At 60.2% G+C, this 21,990-nt stretch carries 22 protein-coding genes; 7 read left to right on the forward strand and 15 right to left on the reverse strand.

What is annotated here, in order from left to right; all coding sequences use genetic code 11:
• Positions 1-73: 73 nt before the first annotated feature.
• Positions 74-541 (reverse strand): PA2169 family four-helix-bundle protein, encoded by a 468-nt coding sequence (locus FBY10_RS23905; RefSeq protein ID WP_032891010.1) that lies wholly within the window; start codon positions 539-541, stop codon positions 74-76.
• Positions 542-747: 206 nt separating this feature from the next.
• On the opposite strand from FBY10_RS23905, the gene FBY10_RS23910 reads away from it, so the two are divergent.
• A complete protein-coding gene (locus FBY10_RS23910) occupies positions 748-984 on the forward strand; it encodes a DUF3820 family protein (protein WP_017139191.1) in 237 nt (78 codons plus the stop codon).
• Between the two features lie 10 nt (positions 985-994).
• Positions 995-2,170: an aminotransferase class V-fold PLP-dependent enzyme gene (locus tag FBY10_RS23915; RefSeq protein WP_145337883.1), complete on the forward strand. Its 1,176-nt coding sequence runs from the start codon at positions 995-997 to the stop codon at positions 2,168-2,170.
• 101 nt (positions 2,171-2,271) lie between these two features.
• Here the strand turns inward: FBY10_RS23915 and FBY10_RS23920 are convergent, their stop codons facing one another.
• The 3 genes from FBY10_RS23920 to zwf are packed head-to-tail and all read right to left on the reverse strand — an operon-like array spanning position 2,272 to position 5,121.
• Positions 2,272-2,937, reverse strand: coding sequence for a bifunctional 4-hydroxy-2-oxoglutarate aldolase/2-dehydro-3-deoxy-phosphogluconate aldolase (locus tag FBY10_RS23920; protein WP_026067364.1), 666 nt, complete (start codon positions 2,935-2,937; stop codon positions 2,272-2,274).
• Between the two features lie 17 nt (positions 2,938-2,954).
• Positions 2,955-3,668: a 6-phosphogluconolactonase gene (pgl, locus tag FBY10_RS23925; protein WP_145337882.1), complete on the reverse strand. Its 714-nt coding sequence runs from the start codon at positions 3,666-3,668 to the stop codon at positions 2,955-2,957.
• Entirely contained in the window at positions 3,655-5,121 is a 1,467-nt protein-coding gene (zwf, locus tag FBY10_RS23930) for a glucose-6-phosphate dehydrogenase (protein WP_131697854.1), read from the reverse strand. Before zwf ends, pgl begins: the two co-directional genes overlap by 14 nt.
• 219 nt (positions 5,122-5,340) lie before the next feature.
• Here zwf and FBY10_RS23935 point away from each other — a divergent pair, with 219 nt between their 5' ends.
• Positions 5,341-6,201, forward strand: a complete 861-nt coding sequence (locus FBY10_RS23935) for a MurR/RpiR family transcriptional regulator (RefSeq protein ID WP_169898656.1) — start codon at positions 5,341-5,343, stop codon at positions 6,199-6,201.
• A 69-nt stretch (positions 6,202-6,270) separates the two neighbouring features.
• Here FBY10_RS23935 and FBY10_RS23940 read toward each other — a convergent pair whose 3' ends face one another.
• The 10 genes from FBY10_RS23940 to FBY10_RS23985 form a co-directional block, all read right to left on the reverse strand.
• On the reverse strand, positions 6,271-7,116 hold the full coding sequence (locus FBY10_RS23940; protein ID WP_145337881.1) for a D-hexose-6-phosphate mutarotase: 846 nt from the start codon (positions 7,114-7,116) through the stop codon (positions 6,271-6,273).
• A 102-nt stretch (positions 7,117-7,218) separates the two neighbouring features.
• Positions 7,219-8,565: a carbohydrate porin gene (locus tag FBY10_RS23945; protein ID WP_131697856.1), complete on the reverse strand. Its 1,347-nt coding sequence runs from the start codon at positions 8,563-8,565 to the stop codon at positions 7,219-7,221.
• An 85-nt stretch (positions 8,566-8,650) separates the two neighbouring features.
• Complete coding sequence (locus FBY10_RS23950) at positions 8,651-9,811, reverse strand: ABC transporter ATP-binding protein (RefSeq protein WP_131697857.1); 1,161 nt, start codon at positions 9,809-9,811, stop codon at positions 8,651-8,653.
• A gap of 2 nt (positions 9,812-9,813) precedes the next feature.
• Positions 9,814-10,659: a carbohydrate ABC transporter permease gene (locus FBY10_RS23955; RefSeq protein WP_034115702.1), complete on the reverse strand. Its 846-nt coding sequence runs from the start codon at positions 10,657-10,659 to the stop codon at positions 9,814-9,816.
• A complete protein-coding gene (locus FBY10_RS23960; RefSeq protein ID WP_048726858.1) occupies positions 10,652-11,560 on the reverse strand; it encodes a carbohydrate ABC transporter permease in 909 nt (302 codons plus the stop codon). The genes FBY10_RS23955 and FBY10_RS23960 overlap by 8 nt, the downstream gene beginning before the upstream one ends.
• Positions 11,561-11,640: 80 nt before the next feature.
• Entirely contained in the window at positions 11,641-12,927 is a 1,287-nt protein-coding gene (locus FBY10_RS23965) for an ABC transporter substrate-binding protein (RefSeq protein ID WP_131697858.1), read from the reverse strand.
• Positions 12,928-13,031: 104 nt separating this feature from the next.
• Positions 13,032-14,291, reverse strand: coding sequence for an AGE family epimerase/isomerase (locus FBY10_RS23970; RefSeq protein WP_145337880.1), 1,260 nt, complete (start codon positions 14,289-14,291; stop codon positions 13,032-13,034).
• A 152-nt stretch (positions 14,292-14,443) separates the two neighbouring features.
• Entirely contained in the window at positions 14,444-15,289 is an 846-nt protein-coding gene (locus FBY10_RS23975; RefSeq protein WP_131697860.1) for an ATPase, read from the reverse strand.
• Positions 15,290-15,416: 127 nt separating this feature from the next.
• Entirely contained in the window at positions 15,417-16,415 is a 999-nt protein-coding gene (locus FBY10_RS23980; RefSeq protein WP_145337879.1) for an NAD(P)-dependent oxidoreductase, read from the reverse strand.
• A gap of 52 nt (positions 16,416-16,467) precedes the next feature.
• Positions 16,468-17,361, reverse strand: a complete 894-nt coding sequence (locus FBY10_RS23985) for a LysR family transcriptional regulator ArgP (RefSeq protein WP_131697862.1) — start codon at positions 17,359-17,361, stop codon at positions 16,468-16,470.
• 100 nt (positions 17,362-17,461) lie between these two features.
• Between FBY10_RS23985 and FBY10_RS23990 the strand changes: the two genes are divergently transcribed.
• The 3 genes from FBY10_RS23990 to FBY10_RS24000 all read left to right on the forward strand — a co-directional run bounded on the left by FBY10_RS23990 (position 17,462) and on the right by FBY10_RS24000 (position 19,244).
• The gene (locus tag FBY10_RS23990; protein WP_027605586.1) at positions 17,462-17,863 is read left to right on the forward strand and encodes an ACT domain-containing protein; all 402 of its coding nucleotides are present in this window, start codon (positions 17,462-17,464) and stop codon (positions 17,861-17,863) included.
• A gap of 4 nt (positions 17,864-17,867) precedes the next feature.
• Positions 17,868-18,470 carry a LysE/ArgO family amino acid transporter gene (locus FBY10_RS23995; RefSeq protein ID WP_131697863.1) on the forward strand — a complete coding sequence of 201 codons (603 nt, stop codon included), beginning with the start codon at positions 17,868-17,870 and terminating at the stop codon, positions 18,468-18,470.
• A gap of 177 nt (positions 18,471-18,647) precedes the next feature.
• Complete coding sequence (locus tag FBY10_RS24000) at positions 18,648-19,244, forward strand: superoxide dismutase (protein WP_003212997.1); 597 nt, start codon at positions 18,648-18,650, stop codon at positions 19,242-19,244.
• Here FBY10_RS24000 and FBY10_RS24005 read toward each other — a convergent pair.
• Positions 19,241-19,540: a hypothetical protein gene (locus FBY10_RS24005; protein ID WP_145337878.1), complete on the reverse strand. Its 300-nt coding sequence runs from the start codon at positions 19,538-19,540 to the stop codon at positions 19,241-19,243. The two genes, FBY10_RS24000 and FBY10_RS24005, sit on opposite strands and share 4 nt — an antisense overlap.
• A gap of 287 nt (positions 19,541-19,827) precedes the next feature.
• On the opposite strand from FBY10_RS24005, the gene FBY10_RS24010 reads away from it, so the two are divergent.
• Positions 19,828-21,879, forward strand: coding sequence for a bifunctional diguanylate cyclase/phosphodiesterase (locus FBY10_RS24010; RefSeq protein WP_145337877.1), 2,052 nt, complete (start codon positions 19,828-19,830; stop codon positions 21,877-21,879).
• The last annotated feature ends 111 nt before the right edge of the window (positions 21,880-21,990 follow it).

The raw sequence follows: 21,990 nt of genomic DNA on the forward strand, positions 1-21,990 counted from the left end.
CAGTCATTGAAATGTCGACTGATCCACCGCTATCGGGAGCAAGCCCCCTCCCACATTTGTTACACAGCAGGGCTTACGACTGAGCGCGAGCCTGGTTACGCAGGGCTTTTACCTGATCGTGATTGCGTTGTACGCCGTGATACTGACGCTCAACCAGGTCACGAATGCCCAGCAGGTTGTGCTTGTTGATCTTCTCGATGGCTTCTTTGTAAGCCTTCAGTGCGTGGTCTTCGCCGCGCTCGGCTTCGTTCAGCACAGCCTCTTCGTCTTTACCGGTAACCATCGACTTAACGTCGACCCAGCCACGGTGCAGGGCGCCGGCAACGCTGCCGGAATCTTCCGGATCACCGCCCAAGGCACGTACAGCCGTCTTCAGTTCGGCGGCGGCAGTGGCGCAGTCAGCGGAACGCTTGGCAAACAGAGCCTTGAGTTCCGGATGCTTGATGTCTTCAGCGCATTCCTTGAAGCCTTTCTGGCCGTCGATGCTGGTTTCGATCAGGTCGTTCAGTACGGAGATCGATTCTTTGTTGATGTCAGTCATTTTTCAATTCCTTAGGCAGGTGAAGAAGGGTTGCCTTAATGATTGCAGCGCCCATGCCAGGTTTTTAAAAATTACTTTTATGTTTATTTTCAATAACTTAAAAATATTTGAACCATCTGTATGTACGTTATTTGCATGATCTGTCATTTGGCCTTCATGCAGAATGCCTGTATTTTCGAAGATCTCGCCTCACTCACACGAAGCCCATGAATCCCGAAAAACTCGAACTGCTGATCACCCGCGAAATGCCCTTCGGCAAGTACAAGGGCCGGATCATCGCCGACCTGCCGGGTCCCTACTTGAACTGGTTCGCCCGCGAAGGCTTTCCCCACGGCGAGTTGGGCGGGTTGCTGGCACTGATGCAGGAAATCGACCACAACGGTTTGTCTGAACTGTTGGAACCGCTGCGCGTTAAACACGGTAAACCCGCCCCCCGCCATTAAGAGACTCGCCATGCCAAGGAATGCTGACAACGAACTTCACTGGCAGGCCATCGCCCAGCGCTATGCGCTGGAGCCCGGCCCGATCAACCTGGAGAACGGCTACTTCGGGCGCATGAGCCGCGACGTGCAGGCGCAGTACCTGGAACACGTGGCGTTTATCAACCGCAGCAACTCACTGTATGTGCGCCAGCGCTTCGAGCAAGGTGAAAACGTCGAGATCCGTCGCCAACTGGCGGGCCTGATCGACGTCGACCCCGAGGCAGTCGCCTTTACCCGCAACGCCACCGAAGCCCTGCAATCACTGATCCGCAACTACAACCGCCTGCAAGCCGGCGATCAGGTGCTGATCAGTGACCTGGAATACGACACCGTCAAAGGTGCGATGCGCTGGTTGGCGGGTGCTCGCGGTGTGGAAGTGATCGAGTTGTCCCACACTCATCCGGCCAGTTTCGACAGCCTGGTGCAGACCTATCGCAATGCGTTCGACCGGTACCCGCGCCTCAGGCTGATGGCACTTACCCATGTGACCCACCGCACCGGCCTGGTGATGCCTGTTGAAGCCATCGCCAAGGCTGCGCGTGAGCATGCCATCGACGTGATCCTTGACGGTGCCCATGCCCTGGGCCAGATCGAGTTCAACCTCGCCGAACTGGGCATTGCGTTCGCCGGATTCAACCTGCACAAATGGATCGGCGCGCCGCTGACCCTGGGGTTCCTCTATATTGCCCCCGAACGCCTGGCTGACATTGATCCGGACATGGGCGAGTTCCACTATCCCGTCAATGACGTGCGTGCGCGCACGTCGTACAGCACGCCGAACTTTCCGGCACTGATGACCTTGCCGCTGGTACTGCAAGAACATCGCGCGCTGGGTGGCGCGGCGGCCAAGGGCGCGCGGATCAATTACCTGCGGGATTTATGGGTGAGCCAAGTACGGCCGTTGCCGGGGATCGAGGTGCTGACGCCGGATGATCCACGGCTATATTGCGGGATTACAGCGTTCAAGTTCAGCGGGCGGGATCAGTTGGTGATGGTGGATCGCATGCTCGAGGACTACGACCTGTTCACCACCACGCGCACGGGTGCTGCGTTTGGTACCTGTATCCGCGTGACACCGGGGTTGGTGACGTCAGCAGCGGACATCAATGTCCTGGTCAACGCCATTACCGAGCTAAGCAGCGATTAAATGGGGGTCTCAGTTTTTTGCAGGCAAAAAAAAGCGGTACACCGACCAAGTGCACCGCAAAAATGCCGTTAAGCACAGCAACAACGATTCGATGAATCAGATCAATCCAGCAGCGCCAGCGCCTGCGCAGTGACTTCCTGGATGCGGGCCCAGTCGCCGTTCTTGACCCACTCCGGGTCCAGCATCCAGCTACCACCCACGCACATCACGTTTTTCAACGCCATGTAGCTTTTGATATTGGCCGGGCCGACGCCGCCGGTCGGGCAGAATTTCACTTCGCCGAACGGGCCGCCCAGGGCCTTGATCGCGGCAACGCCGCCGCTGACTTCGGCCGGGAACAGTTTGAAGCGGCGGTAGCCCAGGCCGTAGCCTTCCATGATACCGGAGGCGTTACTGATGCCTGGCAGCAGCGGGATCGGGCTGTGTACCGAGGCTTCCAGCAGGTCGCGGGTAATGCCGGGAGTAACGATAAATTGCGAACCGGCGACTTCCGCCGCTTCAAGCATGTGGCGGTCGAGTACGGTGCCGGCGCCGGTGCACAGTTCAGGCCGCTGCTCACGCAGCACCTGAATGGCCTTGAGGCCGAACTCGGAACGCAGGGTCACTTCCAATGCGGTCAAACCACCGGCTGCCAGGGCATCGGCCAGCGGCAGGATGTCCTGTTCGCGGGCGATGGTGATCACCGGCAGGATCCGCGCCTTGGCGCAGAGGCTGTCGATCAGGGCAACTTTATCCGCCATGGACACGGTCGGTTGAGGGCTTTTCATAGCGGCTGATCCTTGGCTCATGGGCACCAGTAAATCTCTAATGTAGGTTGCAAAAACGCGCGAATCGGCATGGCAGCAACGTCGTCACTGGCCAGGGCGGCGCTCAAGGTGGTCAATTTCGAACTGCCGGAAATCGACAGCGCGGTGTAGTGGGCCGTGGCCAGCAACGCGCGACTCATGGTCAGGCGCTGGTGCGGCACGGTCGGCGCCAGCATCGGCCAGCAACGGCGGGTACCGTCGACCTGCAATGCCTCAGCGAGGTTCGGGCTGTTGGGAAACAGCGATGCGGTGTGGCCGTCATCGCCCATGCCCAGCACCAGCACATCAATAGCCGGCAACTCGGCCAGCAGGCGATCGGCCTGCTCGGCAGCGTCTTCAAGGTTGGCGGCGGCGCTGTACAGGCTGAGGAACTTGGCCTTGGCCACCGGTCCTTGCAACAGGTGCTGCTTCAACAGGCCGGCATTGCTGTCGGCGTGTTCGACCGGCACCCAACGCTCATCGGCCAGGGTGATGGTGACCTTGGACCAGTCCACGCCTTGCTTGGCCAGGTTCTGGAAAAACGCCACGGGGCTGCGGCCACCGGACACCACCAGGATTGCCTCGCCACGGGCACTGATGGCCTCGCGCAGTTGTTCGGCCACGTCGTTGGCCAGGCCGTCCGCCAGCAGCACGGGCGTGCGGTACTCGTGGGCAGTCACGCCCCGAGGCAGCTTCAATTCAGATATCGCCATACCAAGACCTCCCATCCCGCGTGATCAGTGCAATCGAGCTCATCGGCCCCCAGGACCCCGCCGCATACGGCTTGGGCGCATCACCGGATTTTTTCCACCCGGCGATCAACTGGTCACACCACTTCCACGCGGCTTCAATTTCATCTTTGCGAACAAACAGGTTCTGATTGCCGCGCATCACTTCCAACAGCAAACGCTCGTAGGCATCGGGGATGCGTGCGCTGCGATAGGTGTCGGAAAAATTCAGTTGCAGTGGCCCGCTGCGCAGTTGCATGCCCTTGTCCAGGCCCTGCTCCTTGGTCATCACGCGCAAGGAAATACCTTCGTCCGGCTGCAGGCGGATGATCAACTTGTTGCTGATCTGCAGGCGCTGCTCGGGAGCGAAGATGTAGTGGGACGGCTCCTTGAAGTGGATGACGATCTGCGACAGTTTCTGCGGCATGCGCTTGCCGGTGCGCAGGTAGAACGGCACCCCGGCCCAACGCCAGTTACGAATATCGGCCCGCAGGGCGACGAAGGTTTCAGTGTCGCTCTGGGTGTTGGAGTTCTCTTCTTCCAGATAACCGGGCACCGGCTTGCCGGCGCTGTAGCCGGCGATGTACTGGCCACGCACCACCTGAGTGGTAAGGCCATCCGGGCTGATCGGCGCCAGGGCCTTGAGCACCTTGACCTTCTCGTCACGGATACTGTCGGCGGACAGGTCGGCCGGCGGGTCCATGGCGATCAGGCAAAGCAACTGCAGCAAGTGGTTCTGGATCATGTCACGCAGCTGGCCGGCCTTGTCGAAATAGCCCCAACGGCCTTCGATACCGACCTGCTCGGCCACGGTGATTTCCACGTGGGAGATGTAGTTCTGGTTCCACTGGGTTTCGAACAGGCTGTTGGCGAAACGCAGGGCAATCAGGTTCTGGACGGTCTCTTTGCCCAGGTAGTGGTCGATGCGGTAGGTGCGGTTTTCCGGGAAGAACTGCGCCACGGCGTCGTTGACCTTGCGCGAGGATTCCAGGTCCGAACCGATGGGTTTCTCCAGCACGACGCGGGTGTTCTCCGCCAGGCCGACCTTGGACAGGTTCTCGCAGATCGCACCATACACCGACGCAGGCGTGGCGAAGTAGGCGATCAGGCGTTGTTCGGTGCCGGCCTTTTCCGCCAGAGCCACGTAGTCATCGGCTTTCATGAAGTCGACATGGACATAGGTCAGGCGCGCCAGGAAACGCTGGGCGATGCTCTCGTCCAGTTCCTTGCCGACATATTTACGCAATTCTTTTTCGATATGGGCCAGGTGTTGCTGTTCGGAACCGGCTTCCCGGGCCAGGGCCAGGATGCGGGTGTCGTCGTGCAGGAGCCCGGCGCCATCGAGTTGATAGAGGGCAGGAAATAACTTGCGCAGCGCCAGATCACCCAAGGCGCCAAACAGGGCAAAGGTGCAGGGTTCTACGGTTATTGAAGGCATGATGTTTGTTCTTTTATCAAGTTAAGCTACAAATACCTTTTTTCAAGGCATCACTCAAGGAAAAATGTAGTAATAACCACAACATTTTCCCGAAATACGCATTCCGAGTGGTGGTGTTCAGCTACCCTCAGTAGGATAGGCCACCGCAAAGGGCCACTCGTCGATTGGTTGCCGCCCTTTATTTGCATCGTCGCCCGAAGGAAAGACTGAATGGACCGCGTGCGAAATCTTCTGGAACAGATCCGGAACCGCCTCGAAGAATTGAACAAGGCTGAGAAAAAAGTGGCCGAGGTCATCCTGCTCAACCCGCAGCAGGCGACCCGCTTCTCCATCGCAGCCCTCGCCCAAGCCGCCTCGGTCAGTGAACCGACGGTCAACCGTTTCTGCCGTTCGTTCGGCGTCAGCGGTTACCCTGAACTTAAATTGCAGTTGGCGCAAAGCCTGGCCAGTGGCGCAGCGTACGTCAGCCGCGCCGTGGAGGCCGACGATAACCCCGAGGCCTACACCCAGAAGATCTTTGGCAGCGCCATCGCCTCGCTGGACGCCGCCTGCCAGGCCCTGGACCCGGCCCTGATCAGCAAGGCCGTGGACCTGTTGATCCAGGCGCGGCAGATCCACTTCTTCGGCCTGGGCGCTTCGGCGCCGGTGGCCATGGACGCACTGCACAAGTTTTTCCGCTTCAACCTGGCGGTCACCGCCCACGCCGACGTGCTGATGCAACGCATGATCGCCTCGGTGGCCCACACGGGCGAGCTGTTCGTGATCATTTCCTACACCGGGCGCACCCGCGAACTGGTGGAAGTGGCGCGTATCGCCCGGGAAAACGGTGCGTCAGTGCTGGGCGTAACCGCCGAGAACTCGCCGCTGGCCAAGGCCAGTACCGTCAGCCTGAATATTCCGTTGCCCGAAGACACCGACATCTATATGCCGATGACCTCGCGGATCATCCAATTGACGGTGCTGGATGTGTTGGCGACCGGCATGACCTTGCGCCGTGGCGTGGATTTCCAGCCGCATCTGCGCAAGATCAAAGAGAGTTTGAATGACAGCCGGTATCCGGTGGGGGATGAGTTTAACTAAGCCAGCCTGTGCGTTGGCTTCACTGGCCTCATCGGCGGCAAGCCCCCGATGAGGCCATCAACCACACCGCTAAGCCCCCGCCCTGGCCTGCAAACTGAGATGCGCCCGCTCCCCCGGCGCCAGGCTCGCCCCGGCCATCGCCGACTCCACGCACACAAACCCCGACGCCTCGTTGAAGCTCACCCCCAGCAGCGGCCGGCTGCCGGGATGCCATACCACGGTGTCGGCGCTGTCGCCGGTATCGATGCACAATTCACGCTGCCAGGCGTGATCCTTGAGGTGCAGTTCGCCGTCGTGTTGGAACACCCGCTGGCACCCGCCGTCCACGCGCAACTCGCCTTCCTGCTGGCACGCCTGGCGATTGAGCTGGTCGTAACCGTGCGCACCGTCGAGCCCAGACAGCGCTATCTCATCAACGTGACCAATACGCCAGTAAGCGTGCAAAGCATGGCTCAACTGGCACGGCAACTCGTCCTGATGCTCGGTGCTCAGGCGCAGTTCCAGGGTGTCGCCCAGGTGCGCGTGCAGGTCGACCTGCCAGTCGCACAGCTGCAATTGCCAATGCAGGCGCACGCCGTCGTCGTCGGTGCTGCTGTCGAGCAGTTTCCAGTCGATTAATCGCGCCCACCCATGGGACGGCCACGCGTTTTCGCTCGGATGGCGGCCATACCACGGCCAGCACACCGGCACGCCGCCACGGATGGCGCCGACTTGCGGCCACTTGGCCGCGCACCACAGCCAGGGTTTCTGGCCACGGGGCTGAAAGTGCAAGAGTTGCGCACCCTGGCGGCTGAACACCGCCTGGCACAGCGGATGGTCGATCACCAACACGTCGCGCATCTGAAAGCGCTCCCAGGCGAACACTGGACGCTCGCGCAGGGATTTGAAAAAGCGTTGCAGCGGTTGCTCATGCATGTGCCACGGTCCTGAATGTCTTCACAATGCGGCCCAAAAAAAAGCGGATAGCCATGGCTACCCGCAAATGCGCACAGAGAGAAGGAGCTTATCGCAACAGCGTTAGAACGTAGACTGAATTTTCAGGCCCGCCACCAGCGCGTTGTCGACTTTATCCACGCCGCCCGGTTGGACAACGTATTGCAGGTTGGGACGCACGGTCAGCCAGTTGGTGACGTGGAAGCCGTAGTTGATTTCGAAGTTGTACTCGGTTTCGCGGATCGGCGAGAACAGCGGGTTGTCGTAGTCGGCTACACCGTTGGAAGCGTTGAGCAGTTCGGCGTTTTTCTTCACGTCATCGTTGACGTGCAGACGCGCAGCGCCAATGCCGACGTCATCTTTTGGACGCGCGTCGAATGGGCCTTTGTACACCAGCATCAACGACTGGTAGTTGTCGACCAGGTTGGTTTCCTTGTCGTGGAAGGTCGCGTTGGCGGCGATGTTCAAGCCACGGGAAGCGTCGCCGTTATGGGTGGTGAGTTGCTGTTGGGCAACGAACCAGTAGCCTTTTTTGCTGCTGCGGGTACGGTAGGCCGCACCAGTGGTGGCAGCATCGTTGCCATTGACGTCTTCACGAACGTCAGCAGCATCGGCGGCGCTCTTGTAGTAGCCCACACGGTATTCGCCCGGCAGGTTGTTCACCTTCGGCGACCAGACCAACTCAACCGGAATCACGGTGCCCTTGGTGCCGCTGCCGCTGAGCTTGAAGCCGTTGCCGTGCTCCAGCTGCGAAGGGTTCTGGTTGTACGCACCGATTTGCGCATACAGCTCAGGCGTGATGTTGTACTTCACGCGGATAGCGGCCTGGCTGACCGGCCAGTTGTACCAGGTGTTTACATAGTTACCGACCTGGGAGCCACAGAACGACAGGTTCTGGAAGTCGCACGGGAAGGTGTTGAAGTCTTCGCCTTCACCGAAGTAGCCGAGCTTCACGTCCAGCTTGTTGTCGAACATCTGGTGCTGGATCCAGAACTGGGTCAGACGCACCATGTGGCCACGACCGTAGACTTCCATGGACGAACTCAGCGTGCCGGCACGCGGGTCGCCAATGCGGTCGTTGGAGATGTTCTGGCCATTACGGTTAGTCAGTTGGATCTTGGCCTGGGTGTTGTCCCAGCCCCACAGCTTTTGCAGGTCCAGCGCTACGCCCAACCCGAACTGGTCGGAGTAACGGCCGGTTCTGTCATCGTTATAGCCGCCGCGCAGGTTGGCGCCCATTTCCCCTACGTAGTCAGCCTTGATGTCGATACCTTGCTCGATCAGCTTGGTACGTTCACCGCCCCAATCGCCGGTCATCCATTTGGAATCGGCGCTGAATGCATCGGCCGCCATCGCATTGGCGGACAGTACAAGGGCTGCTGCCGCTGACAGTTGGCAGATCAGCCGGGTGTTGTTGTGTTGCTTTTTCATCCCTACATCCTCGTCTTTATTGTTATTAAACTGTTTTTATCTAACGCGGGTTACTTTTTTCATCTAAAACAACAAGTTATCTACTTCAGCGACCTTTGAATTGGGCCACGTTGTCCGCATGCCCCTGTGCGGGCAATGAAGAAGCAGTGCCGAGGCGCTCGCCCGTGTTGGCGTCGAACAGCAATACCTTGGATGGATCGAATTGCAGTGTCAGGGTCTCGCCCACCTGCGGCGCCACATCAGGCGCCAAACGGCAGCAGACCTTGGTGTCATTGAGCTGCACAAACACCAGTGTGTCCGGACCGGTCGGCTCGGTGACCTGGACCTCGGCACGAATGCTCGATGAACCATTACCCTCACCTGCCGCCAGCACAATCTGCTCCGGGCGCAGGCCCAGAATCACATCACGGTCTTCCAAACCGGCGTCGTTCATACCCAGCGGCAATTCGCAACGCGCCTGGCCGCTGTCGAGCAGCGCCACCAACTTCCCGTCCTTGCGTTTTAGGCGCATAGGAACGAAGTTCATCGGTGGTGAACCGATAAAGCTTGCCACAAATAGGTTAGCAGGGTCGTTGTAAATTTCTTTCGGCGTGCCGAATTGTTGGATGATGCCGTCCTTCATCACCGCCACTTTATCGCCCAGGGTCATCGCTTCGATCTGGTCGTGGGTCACGTAGACGGTGGTAGTTTTCAGACGTTGGTGCATCAGCTTCATTTCGGTACGCATCTCGACGCGCAGCTTGGCGTCGAGGTTCGACAGCGGTTCGTCGAACAGGTAGATCTTCGGCCGACGCGCCAGGGCCCGGCCCATGGCCACGCGCTGTTGCTGGCCGCCGGAAAGCTGGCCGGGCTTGCGGTTAAGCAGGTGTTCGATCTGCAGCAACTTGGCCACGCGCGCCACTTCGGCGTCGATATCAGCCTGGGGCATCTTGCGGATCTTGAGGCCGAACTCGATGTTCTGGCGCACGCTCATGGTCGGGTACAGCGCGTAGGACTGGAACACCATGGCGATGTCACGGTCCTTGGGGCTCATGCCGCTGACGTCCTGGTCGCCGATCATGATCGCGCCGCCGGTGATGGTCTCGAGGCCGGCGATGCAGTTCATCAACGTGGACTTACCGCAACCCGAAGGGCCGACCAGGATCAGGAACTCCCCTTCCTTGATCGACAGTTCGATGTTCTTCAAGGTGTCGGGCAGGCCGGCGCCATAGGTCTTGTTTACATTGCGAAGTTCAAGCGTAGCCATGATTACCCCTTGACCGCGCCGGCCGTCAGGCCGCGCACGAAATACTTGCCTGCGATCACATAGACCAGCAGGGTCGGCAGCCCGGCGATCATCGCCGCCGCCATATCCACGTTATATTCCTTGGCCCCGGTGCTGGTGTTGACCAGGTTGTTCAGCGCCACCGTGATGGGCTGGGAGTCGCCACTGGAGAACACCACACCGAACAGGAAGTCGTTCCAGATCTGGGTGAACTGCCAGATCAGGCAGACCATGATGATCGGCGTGGACATCGGCAGAATGATCTGACGGAAGATGGTGAAGAAACCGGCACCGTCCAGGCGTGCCGCCTTGATCAGCGCATCCGGAATGCTCACGTAGTAATTGCGGAAGAACAGCGTGGTGAACGCCAGGCCGTACACCACGTGCACAAACACCAGGCCAGTGGTGGTGCTGGCCAGGCCCATCTTGCCAAGGGTGAACGACGCGGGCAGCAGCACGGTCTGGAACGGCAGGAAGCAGCCGAACAACAGCAAACCGAAGAACAGCTGCGAACCACGGAAGCGCCAGAACGACAGCACATAACCGTTCAACGCGCCGATGGCGGTGGAAATCAGCACGGCCGGCACGGTGATCTTGATCGAGTTCCAGAAGTAGCCATCCACAGTGGCCCAGGCCTTGACCCAACCGATGCCGCTGACCACGGTCGGCCAGCTCAGCAGGTTGCCGGTGCTGATGTCTTCCGGGGTCTTGAAGCTGGTGAGCAACATCACCACCAGCGGTACCAGGTACAGCAACACAGCGAGGATCAACACCGCGTAGATCGCGATGCGGCTCAGGCTGATGGCAGGTTTGGCAGCGAGACTAGTCATTACGCTTGGTCCTCAGCTCGGAGTAGAGGTACGGCACGATGATCGCGAGGATCGCACCGAGCATCAGGATTGCACTGGCCGAGCCCATGCCCATCTGGCCACGGCTGAAGGTGAACGAGTACATGAACATGGCGGGCAGGTCGGACGAGTAGCCCGGGCCACCGGCCGTCATGGCCGCCACCAGGTCGAAGCTCTTGATGGCAATGTGCGCCAGGATCATCACCGCACTGAAGAACACCGGACGCAGGCTGGGCAGCACCACGCTCCAGTAGATGCGCGGCAGGCTCGCGCCGTCGATCTGGGCGGCACGGATGATCGACTGATCAACGCCACGCAGACCGGCGAGGAACATCGCCATGATGAAACCGGAGGCTTGCCACACGGCAGCGATCACCAGGCAGTAGACCACACGGTCCGGGTCGATCAGCCAGTCGAGACGGAAGCCTTCCCAGCCCCAGTCACGCAGAAGTTTGTCCAGGCCCATGCCCGGGTTGAGCAGCCATTTCCACGCGGTACCGGTGACGATCATCGAGAGCGCCATCGGGTACAGGTAAATGGTGCGGATAAAACCTTCGCGGCGGATTTTCTGGTCGAGGAAAATCGCCAGCGTCACGCCGATCACCAAGGTGATACCGATAAACATCCCGCCGAAAAGCGCCAGGTTCTTGCTCGCCACCCACCAGCGGTCGTTGTCGAACAACCGCTGGTACTGCGCAAGACCCGCCCATTTGTAGCTCGGCAGGAACGTAGACGTGGTGAACGAGAGCACAAACGTCCACAGGATGTAGCCGTAGAAGCCCACCAACACGATGAACATGCTGGGCGCCAGCACCAGTTTGGGTAGCCAGCGCTGCAGTGCATCGAACGGCGAGGCTTTGCTGAACACAGCAACAGAACTCATGGGGAAATCCAATACAGGGAAAAAGGACTACAGGAACAGGCCTTGTGAGGGGTTAGGGGTCCCCCTCACAAGGTCAGCTGTTACTTGGCTGACTTGATCGCAGCGCCGAGTTTCTTGGCGGTGTCGGCCGGGTCGGCTTTCGGGTCGTTTATGAAATTGGTCACGACATCAAAGAACGCACCTTGCACAGCCAGGGTGGTGGCCATGTTGTGCGCCATGCTTGGCTGCAGGCCGCCGGACTTGGCGTCTGCCAGGAAGTCCTTGGCAGCGGTCTGGGCGCAGGAGTCGAAGCCGAGCTTGTCCATTTCATTGAGCATGTCGGTACGAACCGGGATCGACCCCTTGTTGATGCTGAACACCTTCTGGAAGTTTTCACCCAGCACGACTTTGGCGATGTCCTGCTGGCCAGCGGCAGTGCCTTTGTCTTTCTGCTTGAACACCGCCAGGGAGTCGATGTTGTAGGTGAAGGCTTTGTCGGTGCCTGGGAAGGCCACGCACTCGTAGTCTTTGCCGGCGACTTTCTTGGCGGCGGTCCATTCGGACTTGGCCCAGTCACCCATGATCTGCATGCCGGCCTTGCCGTTGATGACCTTGCCCGCTTCGAGGTTCCAGTCCTGGCCTTTGCCGTCGACGTCCATATAGGTCGCGACTTTCTTCAGCTCGGTCAGGGACTTGACCATTTCCGGGCCGGTCAGCGCAGCGTTATCCAGGTCGACCAGGGCTTTCTTGTAGCCATCGGCGCCCATTACCGACAGGACCACCGCTTCGAACACGGTGCTGTCCTGCCAAGGCTGGCCACCGTGGGCGAGCGGAATGAAGCCCGCGGCCTTGAGCTTGTCGCCGGCTGCGTAGAATTCTTCGAGGGTGGTCGGGTTCTTGGTGATACCGGCTTTCTTGAAGACTTCCGGGTTGATCCACAGCCAGTTCACGCGGTGGATGTTGACCGGTACGGCAACGTAGTCACCGTCGTACTTCACGGTGTCGGAGACTTTTTTGTCGAGCAGGGAATCCCATTTTTCGTCTTTGGCGACGGACTTCAGGACGTCGGTGTCGAGCAGGCCGGTGGACGCCCATTCCTGGATGTCGGGGCCTTTGATCTGGGCAACGCCTGGTGGGTTGCCGGCGACCGCGCGGCTTTTCAGCACGGTCATGGCAGTGGCGCCACCGCCACCTGCGACGGCACCGTCTTTCCAGGTGAAGCCGTCTTTCTCTACTTGGGCCTTCAGGACATCTACAGCCGCTTTTTCGCCACCCGAGGTCCACCAATGCACAACTTCAACCGTCCCTTTGGAGTCGGCGGCAAAGGCACTGAGGGGAAACAACGAGGCAACGGAAATAGCTACGGCGAGGCGATTAATCGCGTTCATCTGAATACCTTTTCTTGTTGTTATGCATGCAAGTCTAGAGCTTGCGCTGCACGGAGTTTAAACATGGTTTTTTCGAGCGCAGGTAACAAAGGGATGCACAAATGTCACCAACTGGTGACATAACACCCAGCGCCTAAAGCGCTGGCCATGCTCGGTGCCAGGGGCAGTGCAGGCAGCACGACCGCTTGCCAGGCATGGTACAGGTCCGGTTTGCCACCCCAGATGGTGCTGCTGGGCTGGTTGTGGGGGTTGAGTTCGTGGTGCCAGCTGCCGTGGATACGGTCGATGAAATGGGTGTCGCAAAACTCCCAGAAGCGCCGGTACCAGGTTTCGTAATGCAGCTCACCCGTGCGTTTGAGCAAGGCCTGGGCAGCGGCGCTGGCTTCAGCGTGGGTCCAGTGCAGACGCTCGCGCACGACCGGGCGGTGGTTCCAGTCCAGGGTGTAGACGATGCCGGGGGCGCCATCCACGGCCCAGGCATATTCGCAGGCGCTGGCGAACAGGCCCTTGGCGGCGCTCAGCAGCCAGTCCGGCGTGGCCAGCCCGGCCTGCAGGCGCGCGGCTTCCAGGTGCAGCACCAGCCGCGCCCACTCAAAACCGTGGCCGGGGGTGATGCCGTAGGGGCGGAAGCCATCGGCGGGGTTGTCTTCGTTGTAATCGAGCAGGGGTTTCCACTGAGCGTCGAAATGCTCGATCACCATGAACTGATTGGCAGCGGCGTGGGTATGAATCACTCGCTCGACGATACGCAGGGCGCGGTCCAGCCAACGCGTGTCAGCGGTGACATCGGCCAGGGCCAGGAAGGCTTCCGTGGCGTGCATGTTGCTGTTGGCGCCGCGATAGGCTTCGACGCCGCTCCAGTCCCGGGCGAAGGACTCGAGCATCACGCCCTCCTCCTCACTCCAGAAGAACTGGTCGATGATAGAGATGGCGTCGCTCAGCAGGTTTTGCGCACCGGGCGCGCCCGCCACCGTGGCCGAGCTGGCGGCCAGGGCGACAAAGGCATGCAGGTAGGCAGCTTTGCCGGTATTGCCGTCCAGGGCCTGGGGCGTGGCGAACCAGCCACCGTGTTCGCTATCACGCAAAGGTCCGCCCAGGGCCGCAATACCGTGCGCCACCAGCTCGGCATAACCCGGCAAACCCATGGCATGGGCCATGGCGAAGCTGTGGGTCATGCGCGCGGTATTCATGGTTTCGGCATGGGCATCGGCCGGCAACTGGCCTTTGTCGTCGAGGTTGCCAAAACCCTCAGGCAGACGGGAGGCCTTGGCGAATGCCAGCAGGCGCTGGCCTTCGGCGGCGAGCCAAGCGTGATGGGCAGGTGCATTCAGCCAACTGCTGGCAGGCAGTGGTTGCGTGGTCATGGGTGGCCCTTATTATTTTTTGTGGGATGACCGGAGTCTAAACAAGGGCGAGGTGGGGGCAAGTAACGAAGGGGATGGGAAATGTCACCAGACGGTGACATTCAAGCCGCTTAGGCGGCCTGTGGCGAGCGGGCTTGCCACAGGCCCGAATATTACTGGCCGAGCGGCGTGACAGCCGCTGACGCGTTGAGGCGCTGATTCAGGTTCTGCACCTGGCTCTGCAAGGTGGTGATATTGCGCGTGGTCTGGATGCGGAACACGTCGAACTCTTTATTGGTCGGCGCATCGCTGTTAGCCGGTTGGCTGTCCTGCGCACTTTTGAGTACCACCAGGTCCTGCTCAAGACGGGCGATGGCTGCGCTTGGGTTACCTTGTTTTTTCAAGGCAGCCACATCAGCGACCAATTCCTTTATCTCGGTATCGCGCTTGCCGGCATCGCCCTGCGCTGCCTTCAGGGTGGCCACAGCATCGGTCAAGGCCTGCACCTGGCCTTGCAGCTTGGCATTGGCGCTCGACAACTCAGTGGTGCTGGCAGTCATTTGCGCCAGGCGCGTGTCCAGCTCGGTGGCCTGGCCGGCAACGCCGAGCTGCTGCTTGCCCTGCTCCAGCAACTGGTTTTCCAGCTGTTTGATCTGCAGTTTCAATGCTTCGCTGCCGTTGTTCACGTTGGCTTCACTGGCTACGACCTTGCCGGAAATGTCCTGCAGACGCCCTGCCGCTTCTTCGCTGATGCGCGCAAAGCTCTCCTGGGTGGCAACCAACTGCTGGCCCATCAGAGATATCTGCTGGAAACTCCACCAGGCCAGGCCGGCGAAGGCGATCAGCAGCGCACCGATCAGTGCCCACAGCGGGCCGGTGCTGGCCCCCTTGACCTTGACCACGGGCGTGTTACGCGAACGCACCGAGGTGGCCGGGGAAGGTTCGAAATCATCGTCATCCCCAAGATCGGCCCGCAGGCTGGGAATGTTGTCGAAATCGTCTTTAGCATCGTTGCGCATGAATCAACCCTGAATCGGTGAGTTAGCTGGCTGGAAAGCCGAGCGACGGGAGTATAAACCCCAACCCCATCGCGTTGATCGACCCGGAACCTGGAATTCGGTTCCCGATGTGTTGCCTGTTGTGACCTTATTTGAACCCGGGATCCTGGGCCTTCCACCAACCGCAGAACTCGTCGAGAGCGGTCCACAGGCTGACCTTGGGCTCGTAATCCAGATAATGCCTGGCCCGGCTGATGTCGAGGGTGAAATCTTTGTTCATTACCTGCATGCCCAGGCGCGATAACGCCGGCTCCGGACGACCGGGCCACATCGCGCAAAAGGCTTCGTTAAGCGCCGCGACGCTGTAGGACAAGCCGTAGGAGCGATAACGGGTCACCTGGGGCAACTCCATTTGGCGCATCACGTAATTCACCACATCCCACACCGGCACCGGCGTGCCATTGCTGATGTTGTAGGCCTTGCCCAGCGCCGAACCGGTGGCCAGCAAACTGCTGAGCAGCGCTTCGTTGAGGTTGTGCACACTGGTGAAGTCGACTTTGTTGAGACCGTCGCCGACGATGGCCAGGCGGTTCTTGCGCTGCATTTTCAACAGGCGCGGGAAAATACTCATGTCACCGGCACCGGTAACGAAACGCGGACGCAGGGCCAGCACCTCGAGACCGAACTCCTGGGCGCCGAACACTTTCTGCTCGGCCAGGTACTTCGTGGCGGCATAAGGGTGCTTGAAGCGCTTGGGGACTTGCTCTTCGGTCAACCCGAGATGATCGCGCCCGTCGAAGTAGATCGACGGCGACGACAGGTGCACCAGACGGCCCACGCGCTGCTTGAGGCAGGCTTCCACGACGTTTTCAGTCACCAGCACATTGCCTTGATGGAAGTCCTGATACCTCCCCCACAAGCCCACGGCGCCTGCACAATGCACCACGGCTTCGACATCGCGGCACAGATCGCGCACCAGGTCGGCGTCACTCAAGTCACCCTGGATAAACTCGGCACCACGCCGAACCAGGTGCTCGACACCCTCGGCGCGCCGCCCGTTGACCCGCACGTCCAGGCCCTGCTCCAGGGCGAAACGCGCAAAGCGCCCGCCGATGAAGCCGCTTGCGCCGGTGACCAGAATCTTCATGTATTACCCCGTGTCCTTTCATTTTTCATCGCTGTTGCCTTGACGACCGCCATCAGTCCAACGGCACCAACCATTGCCCACAGGCTTGGGCCAGATGGTCGGTCAACAGGCCCAACAGCTGCCCGCCGCTGCGCCAATGATGCCAGTACAAAGGCACATCAATGGGCTTATCTGGCAATAACTCGATCAGTACGCCCTTTTCCAGCTGGTCGCGCACCTGCAACTCAGGCACCAGCCCCCAGCCGAGCCCGGCTTCCGCCAGGCGTATAAAGCCTTCGGACGATGGGCATAAGTGGTGTTCGAAACCACCGTCCACGCCCAGAGACGCCAGGTAGCGATGCTGCAGGAAATCATCCGGGCCAAACACCAGCGCCGGTGTGCGGGCCAGTTGGTCGGCGCGGACGCCCTCCGGGAAATGCCGTGCAACAAACGCCGGACTGGCCAGCGCCCGATATCGCATGGCGCCGAGCAACAGGCTGCGGGCACCGGCCACCGGGCGTTCACTGGCGCAAATGCAGGCCGCCACCTCGCCGGCACGCATGCGCTTGAGCCCCACCGTCTGGTCTTCTACGACCAGATCCAGCAGCAAATGCTGCTCGGCACAAAAGTCACTGACCGCCTCGGCCCACCAGGTGGCCAGGCTGTCGGCATTCAGGGCGATGCGCAGGCGCTCAGGCATGCCTTCTTCGTCCAGCGCCGGCACCTGGCTTTGCAGGTCGCGCTCCAGCAGCCGCACCTGCTGCACATGGTTAAGCAAACGCCGACCAATATCGGTGGGCGCCGGCGGCGTAACCCGCACCAGCACCGGCTGGCCGATGCGTGCTTCCAATAACTTGATGCGCTGGGAAATCGCCGATTGCGACAGCCCCAATACCTGGGCACCGCGCTCGAAGCCGGCCTGTTCCACCACCGCCGCCAGGGCGGAAAGCAATTTATAGTCGAACATCAGTTTCTCTAATGAGCGATCAGTAATATTGGTTTTTCTTATACAGCCTGCGCCATGAGAATAGCCAGCATCGCTTCTCTCTTTATAAGGACCCTTCATCATGGCTGGCGAAACCGCCCTGGCAACCCTACTGCGCAGCATGAGCCCGCAGCTCAATGACGGTGACTACGTGTTCTGCACCCTGCCTGACCATCGCATCCCGGCCGGTTGCGAGGCCATCGGCAGCTTTCGCGAGCAGGAAGGGTTGACCCTGATCCTGGAACGACGGCAGGCGGAACAGGCCGGCCTGGCGTTCGACTACATCGCCGCGTGGATCACCCTGAATGTGCATTCAGCGCTGCAAGCCGTGGGCCTGACGGCCGCCTTTGCCAGTGCGCTCGGCAAGGCCGGGATCAGTTGCAACGTAATCGCCGGTTACTACCACGACCACCTGTTCGTCGGCCGCGCGGATGCCGAGCGGGCCATGGACGTATTGCGCCAACTGGCAGCGACTTCGGAGTAATGGTATGTGGCAAAGCTATCTGAACGGATTATTGGTGGCCCTGGGGCTGATCATGGCCATCGGCACGCAAAACGCATTTGTATTGGCGCAAAGCCTGCGCCGTGAACATCACCTGCCGGTGGCAGCATTGTGCGTGGTGTGCGACGCCTTGCTCGTGGCCGCCGGGGTATTCGGCCTGGCGACGGTGCTGGCACAAAGCCCGCTCTTATTGGCGATTGCCCGCTGGGGCGGCGCTGCATTCCTGCTGTGGTACGGCACCCTGGCGCTGCGCCGGGCGTTTTCGACACAGGGCCTGGCGCAAGGGGGCAACCTCAAGGTCCGTTCATTGCGTGCCGTGTTGCTCAGTGCCTTGGCGGTCACGTTGCTCAATCCTCATGTGTACCTGGACACGGTGCTGCTGATCGGCTCACTGGGCGCACAACAGACCGAACCCGGCGCCTACGTGGCCGGGGCCGCGAGTGCATCGTTGCTGTGGTTCGCCACCCTGGCGCTCGGCGCGGCCTGGCTGGCGCCGTGGCTGGCACGCCCGGCGACATGGCGCCTGCTGGACTTGCTGGTGGCGGGGATGATGTTCAGCGTGGCCTACCAATTAATAAGCGCACAGTGAACTTATTCCAAAAGGCTCTGGAACCTCTATCCCACACAGTTGTTGCGTGGTTTTGCCGCACCCCCGGTGCTATGATCCGGACCCTGCGCCGCAAAGAGTACAAACTCCCCGGCGCTTGTTTGGCCGCCCGTGATCGGCCTTGCGCTCACCGCAACTGACCTGATTAGGAGAATCATCATGGCTTTCGAATTGCCGCCGCTGCCCTACGCACACGATGCCCTGCAGCCGCACATCTCCAAGGAAACCTTGGAATACCACCACGACAAGCACCACAACACCTATGTCGTGAACCTGAACAACCTGGTGCCAGGCACCGAGTTCGAAGGCAAGACCCTGGAAGAGATCGTCAAGTCTTCTTCGGGCGGCATCTTCAACAACGCCGCTCAGGTCTGGAACCACACCTTCTACTGGAACTGCCTGGCACCAAACGCCGGCGGCCAACCTACCGGCGCGCTGGCTGAAGCCATCAACGCTGCGTTCGGTTCGTTCGACAAGTTCAAGGAAGAATTCACCAAGACGTCCGTCGGCACCTTCGGTTCCGGCTGGGGCTGGCTGGTGAAAAAGGCTGACGGTTCCCTGGCCCTGGCCAGCACCATCGGCGCCGGCAACCCGCTGACCAGCGGCGACACCCCGCTGCTGACCTGCGACGTGTGGGAACACGCCTACTACATCGACTACCGCAACGTGCGTCCAAAGTATGTGGAAGCGTTCTGGAACCTGGTCAACTGGAAGTTCGTGGCTGAGCAGTTCGAAGGCAAGACCTTCACTGCCTAAGCAACCCTTGCAGTAAAAAGAGCCCGGCGAATGTGCCGGGCTTTTTTATGGGCGCGATGCAACCACAAGGGCAGGCAAAGACCCACGGAACTCAACGACAAGAAATGACCACCCAGGCGGCAGGAGGAATGTCCCTCTTCATTGATGTAGGAGAGTGTAATTATGGCAATCGCAGGCGCAGGCGCAGCAGCAGTGGCGGCCCCAATAATCTCAACCGTCGCCCCGATGGCGATAGACCTCGGGATTAAAACCTTAGGAATGGCAATCAACACAGGCTCGTCGCTGGCTAAATCCATGACAGACGCGCAGAAAGATAATCCAAACCAGGTACCAGCCGGGTAAAAGCCGCAGCGTTCGCTTCTCAGGGCTTCCAGGGAAGCGAAAAGCGCAGCCTCTCCCCGTCCATCGCTCGCCTGATTGAACCACCTCTCCATTTCACCCCGCGCCCGCCAACACCACCCGCCTCAGGCTCACCCAGCGCCACAAAGTACCGTAAGCCGCAATGTCCCTTTGACTGCAATCACGGGATTGCCAATACTCATGGCATATTGAAGGCCACCCGCATGAGACAAGGAATGCCCCTTTGAAGCTGGAACTCAAGAACAGCTTGTCGGTGAAGTTGCTACGGGTTGTGCTGCTGTCGGCGTTGATCGTGGGCGTGACGCTGAGCGTGGCGCAGATCGTTTTCGATGCCTACAAGACGCGCCAGGCCGTGGCCGGTGATGCCCAGCGCATCCTCGACATGTTTCGCGACCCCTCGACCCAGGCCGTCTATAGCCTGGACCGCGAGATGGGCATGCAGGTGATCGAAGGGCTGTTCCAGGACGAGGCGGTGCGCATGGCCTCCATCGGCCATCCCAACGAAACCATGCTGGCGGAAAAAAGCCGCGCCTTGCAGCACTCCCCCAGCCGTTGGCTCACCGACCTGATTCTTGGCCAGGAACGCACCTTCACCACTTCATTGGTCGGCAAAGGCCCCTACAGCGAGTATTACGGCGACCTGAGCATTACCCTCGACACCGCCACTTACGGCCAGGGCTTTCTCGTCAGTTCGGTGATCATCTTCATTTCCGGCGTGTTACGCGCCTTGGCCATGGGCCTGGTGTTGTACCTGGTTTACCACTGGCTGCTGACCAAACCGCTGTCGCGGATTATCGAGCACCTGACATCGATCAACCCGGACCGTCCCAGCCAGCACAAGATCCCGCAACTCAAGGGGCACGAGCGCAACGAGTTGGGGTTGTGGATCAACACCGCCAACCAGTTGCTCGAATCCATCGAGCGTAACACCCACCTGCGCCATGAGGCGGAATCCAGCCTGCTGCGCATGGCCCAGTACGATTTTCTCACCGGCCTGCCGAACCGCCAGAAACTGCAGGAGCAACTGGACAAGATCCTCATCGACGCCGGCCGCCGCCAGCGCCGCGTCGCTGTGTTATGCGTGGGGCTGGATGACTTCAAGAGCGTCAACGAGCAGTTCACCTACCAGGCCGGCGACAAATTGCTGCTGGCCCTGGCCGATCGCTTGCGTGCCCACAGCGGTCGCCTCGGCGCCCTCGCCCGCCTGGGGGGCGACCAGTTCGCGCTGGTACAGGCCGATATCGACCAGCCCTACGAAGCGGCCGAACTGGCGCAAAGCATCCTCGACGACCTGGAGGCGGAGTTCGCCCTCGACCACGAGGAAATTCGCCTGCGCGCCACCATCGGCATCACCTTGTTTCCCGAAGATGGCGACAGCACCGAGAAGCTGCTGCAAAAAGCCGAACAGACCATGACCCTGGCCAAGAGCCGCTCACGCAACCGCTATCAGTTCTATATCGCCAGCGTCGACAGCGAAATGCGCCGCCGCCGCGAACTGGAAAAAGACCTGCGCGATGCCCTGGGTCGCGACCAGTTTCACCTGGTCTACCAGCCGCAGATCAGCTATCGCGACCAGCGTGTGGTAGGCGTGGAAGCCCTGATCCGCTGGCAGCACCCGGAACACGGCCTGGTGCCGCCGGACCTGTTCATCCCGCTGGCAGAACAGAACGGCACCATTATTCCGATTGGCGAATGGGTGCTGGACCAGGCCTGTCGACAATTGCGCGAATGGCATGACCTGGGTTTCACCGAACTGCGCATGGCAGTCAATCTGTCCACCGTGCAACTGCACCACACCGAGTTGCCACGGGTGGTCAACAACCTGATGCAGATCTACCGCCTGCCGCCGCGCAGCCTGGAACTGGAAGTCACCGAGACCGGCCTGATGGAAGACATCAGCACCGCCGCCCAGCACCTGTTGAGCCTGCGCCGCTCCGGGGCATTGATCGCCATTGATGACTTCGGCACCGGCTATTCCTCCTTGAGCTATTTGAAAAGCCTGCCGCTGGACAAGATCAAGATCGACAAAAGCTTCGTCCAGGACCTGCTGGACGACGATGACGACGCCACCATCGTTCGCGCGATTATCCAACTGGGCAAAAGCCTGGGCATGCAGGTCATCGCCGAAGGCGTGGAGACCGCGGAGCAGGAGGCTTACATCATCTCCGAAGGCTGCCATGAAGGTCAGGGCTACTACTACAGCAAACCCCTGCCGGCCCGGGAGTTGGCGGCTTTTTTGAAGCAGGCCGAGCGCAATCGCGCGGCCATTCTCTGATCGGGTAAAACGATACTGAATATTTCCTGCGTATAACCCTTTACACAAAATGCAAATCTTTCGCATTATGTCGCAGTTTTGCGCGACCCCCGCGCGCCCATCAACAACCGA

Source organism: Pseudomonas sp. SJZ103, from assembly GCF_007828335.1.
Lineage (GTDB): Bacteria > Pseudomonadota > Gammaproteobacteria > Pseudomonadales > Pseudomonadaceae > Aquipseudomonas.